Origin of the sequence: Novosphingobium sp. 9 (assembly GCF_025340265.1) — a bacterium.
GTDB lineage: Bacteria > Pseudomonadota > Alphaproteobacteria > Sphingomonadales > Sphingomonadaceae > Novosphingobium.
On sequence record NZ_CP022708.1, the window covers coordinates 133,765 to 140,000 of the forward strand.

General features: G+C 66.2%; 5 protein-coding genes and 1 riboswitch (1 of these 6 running past the window's edge). All 5 genes read right to left on the reverse strand.

Annotation, left to right across the window (positions count from 1 at the left end; genetic code table 11):
* Window positions 1-5 precede the first annotated feature (5 nt).
* Entirely contained in the window at window positions 6-1,079 is a 1,074-nt protein-coding gene (locus tag CI805_RS15230) for a threonine aldolase family protein (protein ID WP_260928962.1), read from the reverse strand.
* Between the two features lie 69 nt (window positions 1,080-1,148).
* A riboswitch (SAM-I-IV-variant riboswitch) is annotated at window positions 1,149-1,260 on the reverse strand.
* 130 nt (window positions 1,261-1,390) lie between these two features.
* Window positions 1,391-3,214, reverse strand: coding sequence for an ABCB family ABC transporter ATP-binding protein/permease (locus CI805_RS15235; protein ID WP_260928963.1), 1,824 nt, complete (start codon window positions 3,212-3,214; stop codon window positions 1,391-1,393).
* 54 nt (window positions 3,215-3,268) lie between these two features.
* The gene (locus CI805_RS15240; RefSeq protein ID WP_260928965.1) at window positions 3,269-4,117 is read right to left on the reverse strand and encodes a beta-1,6-N-acetylglucosaminyltransferase; all 849 of its coding nucleotides are present in this window, start codon (window positions 4,115-4,117) and stop codon (window positions 3,269-3,271) included.
* Between the two features lie 12 nt (window positions 4,118-4,129).
* The gene (locus CI805_RS15245; protein WP_260928967.1) at window positions 4,130-5,590 is read right to left on the reverse strand and encodes an oligosaccharide flippase family protein; all 1,461 of its coding nucleotides are present in this window, start codon (window positions 5,588-5,590) and stop codon (window positions 4,130-4,132) included.
* A protein-coding gene (locus CI805_RS15250) for a glycosyltransferase (protein ID WP_260928969.1) crosses the window boundary here: on the reverse strand, window positions 5,587-6,236 show its 3' portion. Its footprint extends 367 nt past the window's final position; 650 of the gene's 1,017 nt are visible here — the last part of the coding sequence; its start codon lies off the right edge, out of view; its stop codon occupies window positions 5,587-5,589. Before CI805_RS15250 ends, CI805_RS15245 begins: the two co-directional genes overlap by 4 nt.

Here is a 6,236-nt window from a genome sequence, read left to right on the forward strand (position 1 = left end):
CGGTGTCAGGCCAGAGCCGCGGTCTCGTTCAGCACGATGTCGCGAAGGTCGTTGGCAAGGGTGTCGACACATTCCTCGCGCGTGTCCCAGGCGAACATGAAGCGGGCGCTCCCGCCGATGAACGTGTAGAACCGCCATCCCCGCGCGCGCAGCGCATCGAGAACCTCTGCCGGTGCTTCCAGAAACACCGAGTTGGCCTGCACTTCGAACTTCAGCGACAGGCCCGGAAGGTCGGCGACCTGCTGTGCCAGCCTTTCGGCGCAGGCATTGCCATGGGCCGCGTTGCGCAGCCACGCCCCACTTTCGATCAGGCCGATCCACGGCGCCGAGAGAAAGCGCATCTTCGAGGCGAGCTGGCCTGCCTGTTTGCAGCGGTAATCGAAATCGGCGGCAAGTGCGCGGTCGAAGTAGATAATCGCCTCGCCCACCGCCATACCGTTCTTCGTGCCGCCGAAGCACAGCACATCGATGCCTGCCTTCCACGAGATATCGGCAGGCGCGCAGTCCAGCGCGGCGCAGGCATGGGCGAAGCGGGCACCGTCCATGTGCAGCTTAAGGCCCAGTTCGTGGCATACGGCGGAGATCGCCTTGATCTCCTCGACGGTATAGACCTGCCCGGTCTCGGTCGGTTGGGTGATCGTAACCACGCGCGGCTTGGGGAAATGGATGTCCGAGCGGCTGGTCGCCAGCGTGCGGATCGCCTGTGGCGTCAGTTTGCCGTCATCTGCCGGGGCGACGAGCAGCTTGGAGCCGTTCGAGAAGAACTCCGGCGCGCCGCATTCGTCGGTCTCGACGTGGGCTGACGAGGCGCAGATCACGCTGTGGTAGGACTGGCAAAGCGAGGCCAGCGCCAGCGAGTTGGCCGCCGTTCCATTGAAGACGAAGAACACCTCTCCATCGGCGCCGAACAGCGCGCGAAAGGCGTCGGCAGCGCGGTGGGTCCACTCGTCATCGCCATAGGCGACCGCAGAACCGCTGTTCGCCTCGTTCATCGCGGCGAGCGCTTCGGGACAGATCCCGGCATAGTTGTCGCTCGCGAACTGCTGGTCGCGGCAGGGGGAAGAAGTATTCGTCGTCATGCGTTCGGACCCTCGTCAGGCCGCCCGGACAGCCGGGCGGTGAGGCGGATCGACGTGATATGCGGCGCGAAAATCCCGTTTGTTTGCCGGTTCGGCCACATCCCCCGCCGTGAAAGCGAGGCACCACCTTGCCCGGTAGGCAGGTTGGCGTCGGACGTCGATCCGACTCTTGATGCTGAGGCCGCCTTTAGGCGGCGGCGCGGGGGCTGGCAAGAGGAATGGATAGTTGGTCCACGCGCTTTGACCCTACGCGCGAAGATGCCTCAAAAGCCGATCGGCCCGACGGAGGCGGGCTTCTTTGTGCCTCGCGATTATTCCGCCGCCTCGCTCAAGCGTTCTGCTTCGGCGGCCTGACGCGCCCACATCTGGGCATAGAGCCCGCCTTCGCGCAGCAGTTCGCCATGGGTGCCGCTTTCTGCAAGGCGGCCCTGATCGAGCACGAGGATGCGGTCGGCATCGGCGATGGTCGAAAGGCGGTGGGCTATGGTCAGCGAGGTGCGGTTTTCCGAGACGCGGTGCAATGTCGTCAGGATATCCTGTTCGGTCCGGGTGTCGAGCGCGCTGGTCGCCTCGTCCAGCATCAGGATCGGCGGGTTCTTGATCAGCGTGCGGGCGATGGCGACGCGCTGCTTCTCTCCGCCCGACAGCTTGAGCCCGCGCTCGCCCACTTCGGTGTCGAAGCGACCGGGTAGGCGGTCGATCAGGTCCATCAGCGCCGCCCCGCGCGCGGCCGCCTCGATCTCGGCCTGGCTGGTGTCGTCGCGGCCATAGCCGATGTTGTAGCCGATGGTGTCGTTGAACAGCACCGAATCCTGCGGAACTATGCCGATGGCGGCGCGGACAGAGGCCTGCGTCACCTGCGATATGTCCTGCCCGTCGATCAGGATGCGGCCCGAGAGCGGATCGTAGAAGCGGAACAGCAGCCGGGTGATGGTGGACTTGCCCGCACCCGATGGCCCGACGATGGCGTAGCTCTGGCCCGCCGGAACCTCGAACGAGAGGCCTTTGAGGATCGTGCGGCCCGGATCGTAGCCGAACACGACGTTCTCGAATGCCAGCGAGGGTTCGCGAATGATGAGCGCCGGGGCGCCGGGACGATCCGCCACTTCGACATCGGTATCGAGCAGGCGGAACATCTCGGCCATGTCGATCAGGCCCTGCCGGATGGTGCGATAGACCATGCCCAGCATGTCGAGCGGGCGGAACAGCTGGGTGAGATAGGTCTGCACGAACACCAGTTGCCCGGCGGAATAGCGGCCCTGATACCAGCCCCACACCGTCCACGCGAGCGCCAGCGCCATCAGCAGGTTGATGACCACGCCTTGCGCGATGTTGAGCAGCCCCAGCGAGTTCTCGCTCTTCACCGCAGCGGCGGTATATTCGCGCGTGGCCTGGGCATAGCGCGCTTCCTCGCGCGCTTCGGCGCCGAAGTACTTCACCGTCTCGTAATTCAGCAGCGAATCCACCGCGCGCGCCAGTGCCTGTCCGTCGAGCCGGTTCATCTTTTCGCGCAGCGCCGTGCGCCATTCGGTGATGGTGCGCGTCACCCAGATATAGGCGGCGATGGAGATGGCCGTGGCGATCACCAGCGGGAGGCCGAAGTCGATGTAGAAGATCACCGCCACGACGATCAGTTGCAGGATCGTGGGCGCGATGTTGAACAGCATGAAGTAGAGCATGTTGTCGATGCTCTTGGTGCCGCGCTCGATCGTCTTGGTGACTTCGCCGGTGCGCCGGGCAAGGTGGAAGCGCAGCGACAGCTGATGAAGCTGTGCAAAGACGCTTTCCGCCAGTGCGCGGGTGGCGTCCTGCCCGACCTTCTCGAACACCATGTTGCGCAAGTTGTCGAAGGCGGTCTGCACCAGTCGTCCGGCGGAATAGCCCAGCACCGCCAGCATCGCGAGCTGGACCAGCTTCGGCCCGCTCGCGCCCATCAGGTCCACCGCCCACTTCATCGCATAAGGCAGCGCCAGCTGCGCCGCGGTGGAGAGCACGATGAACACGCAGGCGACGACGATGCGCCAGCGCAGCCCCTTGCCGCGTGCCGGCCACAGATAGGGCAGGAATCGCGTCAGCGTGCGCCAGCCATCGTGGCGGGCAGGGGTGTTTCGGGCAGCAGGCGTTTCGGGCGGCATGGCGGCTATGTAGGGGACATGGCGCGAAACGGAAGGTTTTATGGCGGTTTCAGTTTAGGGCAGGGTCAGGAAGAACCAATCATGCGCGTGATCGACCTTGCGTATAAACCATGCACCACTGGCGAGGATCGCGGCGCGGTCCGAGGCGTCCAGCGTGCGGGGGCTGGAACTGCCCGCAGGAAAATCGGCATAGCGCAGGTTCGGAGCGATCCTCCCGGCGAAGCGGTGCGCGATCAGCGTGGGCACGATGTGTTCGTCGGCGCAGACGGTGCCCCGCAGCCGTCCCGAGGCGAGCAGCGCGGAAAGGTGCTGATCGAGATAGGCCAATGCGTCGCGCGGCAATGACCAGCGCTGTGTGCCGTAGACCCACGGCCCGAACGGGCGCGAGCGTTCGCGCCCGAGTCTTGCGCGCAAGGCATCGCCCCAGCGCGAGAGGCGGCGCAGTTCCCAGGTCAGCGCATAGGTGCGGCGCTGGCGGACAGGATCGATGCGCAACCAGCGGTCATCGAGCCGGAAGGTCTGCATGCGCGCTTCCATATGGCCTTCGCGCACCTCGATGCGGCATTCGCCTGCGCGCATTCCGGCGACAAGCGTCTCGCGCGGGACAACCGGCCAGTCGACACCGCTGATCAGGTGCGCCGCATCGCATCCCGATTGGACGGCTTCACGCACCAGCAGCGCCTCGGCGGCCACTTGGCTCCAGTGCCCCCAACGCACGGCCACGGGGTGCTCGACAAGCTGCACGCGCCCGGCGGGGCCGGGGAGCGCTTTGCGAAGCTGCGCATAAAGGGCCGAGCGGCGGTCGGCATGGATGATGGCGATATCGTCGTTGTCGGCGAGCAGGCGCTCGATCAGCAGTTCCAGCTGGCGCGGATTCTCGTGCGCAAGAATGAGATAGGCCATCCGCATGGTGGCTTAGCCCCGCACACGTGCCAGCACCGGACGGGCCAGCGCGTCCAGCATCATGCGGATTTCGGTCCAGGCGGGATGGCGCGTCAGCACCAGACTGGCGAGCCAGCACAGCACGCCCGCGCCGCTCAGCACCAGCAGCATGATCAGGGAAAGGTTCGTCAGGTTCACGCCGCTCAGCGAGGCGAGGATCAGCGGTAAGCCCGCCGCCAGCGCGCAGATTCCGCTGCGCAGGTAGACCGCCAGCAGCGCGCTGAACCGAAAGCCGATCAGGCGCCTCAGGTACACCGCATAGATTGCCCACCACACGAAGCCGTAGATCACCCGGCTCACGCCCGCCGCCTCAAGGCTGATGAAGCAGCCCGCCGTCAGGATCGCGACAGCCGCCAGCGTGTCGAGCAGGTTGACCCAGACAAGCCGCCGGATCTGTCCCAACAGCAGCGGCACGTCCATCTGCAGGGGGATCGCCACGAAGAATATCTCGCCCAGCGCGGTCCATCGCAGCAGCGGCGCCGAACCCATCCAGTTGGGGCCGTAGAGCAGCATGACCAGCGGCTCGGCAGTCAGCGCCAGCCCGATCATCGCGGCCCAGTTGAGCACGGTATAGCACGAGACGAGATGCAGGTACGGCTCGGCGAGCGGCTCCCCGGCGTCGCGTTTGCGGGCGAAAGCGGCGTAGAACACGCTGCCGATCGCGCCGGTGACGAGAGTCGTCAGCTGCCCCGCGAGAGCACTCGCCCGGCTGAACAGTCCGGTCGCGGCAATGCCCAGCAGGCGCCCGACGATCAGGTCCTGCGAGCGCTGGCCGACAGCGGCGCTGGCGCTCAGCACGAAGGACATCGAACTGAAGCCCAGCATCGGGCGGACGCTGGCCATGTCGCGCGGGCGGCGAGGGCGCACCGGGCGCCCCCAGTTGGCCAGGATCGCGCGCGCGGCTGCCGTTGCCAGCACGCCCCAGGCAAGAGCGCTCGCTCCGAACCCGCAGGCCGCCAGCGCCAGCGCGGTGCCGTTGCCCGCCAGCGCGCTTCCGGCATTAACGGTGAACAGCGCGCGAAAGTCCATCTCGCGTACCAGCAGCGCGGCGGGCACCGTAGCATAGGGCGTCAGCACATAGGATGCCGCGATCAGCCACAGCAGCGGGGCCAGAGCGGGCTGATGATAGAACAGCGCGACCAGCGGCGCGGCGATCGCCACCACGGCGGCCACCGTCCACCCGATGATGACTGCGACCCCGGCATAGTCGGGCAGCAATTCGCGCTGCATCTGCGGTTGACCGGAGATGAAGCGGGTGATGCCCAGATCCTGAAAGATCGAGACCATCATTGCCGCCGCCAGTGCGACCGAGAACAGGCCGACGTCAGCAGGCAGCAGGAACAGCCGCGAGATCAGGACGCTGGCGGTAAACTGGATCACGAAGGTCGCGTATTGCGCGCCCATCGACCACAGCGCGGCACGACGCACGCTCATGAGGTCGGAGACCGGGGCGCCGTCATCAACGTCGCGGCAAGGCGCAGCGCGCGCAGCGGCTCGCCGAAGCGCAGCAGGCGGGCGACCGTGCGCCACATGCCGTCGCGTCGTCCACCATGCCGGAGATTGTCCAGCACAAGCCCGAACCCGTCGGAGCGCAGCGCCGATTCTGAATAGCGCAGGCTCAACGCCACCTGTTCGCGCACCTGTTGCGATACGCCATCGCGATGGAACAGCGTGTCGAGCGCGTCGATGGGCGGCAAGCTCGCCAGCTCTGCGGTAGGGTCAACGCGCCCGGCCTGTCGTTCGGCCCAGGCAAAGCGGGCAACGGCGGTGCCGATCTGCTGTTCGGTCGAATGGCGTGAGGAGACCTGCCCGGAATACCGCCGATAGCGCAACAGGCGCAGCGGAATGTTGCCCAGCTTGGTCACGCTGGCGAGCCGCAGCCACAGGTCGAGATCCTCGCAATGCCGGAACGCGGCATGATAGGCCCCGACAGATAGCACGACATCGCGGCGAAACATGGCTGCCGGATGGCAGATAAGCTGCCCGCCCTCGTCGATCGCGGTCAGTATATCGTCATGCTTGAGCGGATGATCCTCTCCGGTACGGAAGATCGGCCCGCCGTCTTCACCCATGTCCTCGC

Excerpts from the sequence above, each read along its gene's own strand:
- CI805_RS15230 (WP_260928962.1), bottom strand. The coding sequence starts at position 1,079 with ATGACGACGAATACTTCTTCCCCCTGCCGCGACCAGCAGTTCGCGAGC.
- CI805_RS15235 (WP_260928963.1), bottom strand. The coding sequence starts at position 3,214 with ATGCCGCCCGAAACGCCTGCTGCCCGAAACACCCCTGCCCGCCACGAT.
- CI805_RS15240 (WP_260928965.1), bottom strand. The coding sequence starts at position 4,117 with ATGGCCTATCTCATTCTTGCGCACGAGAATCCGCGCCAGCTGGAACTG.
- CI805_RS15245 (WP_260928967.1), bottom strand. The coding sequence starts at position 5,590 with ATGAGCGTGCGTCGTGCCGCGCTGTGGTCGATGGGCGCGCAATACGCG.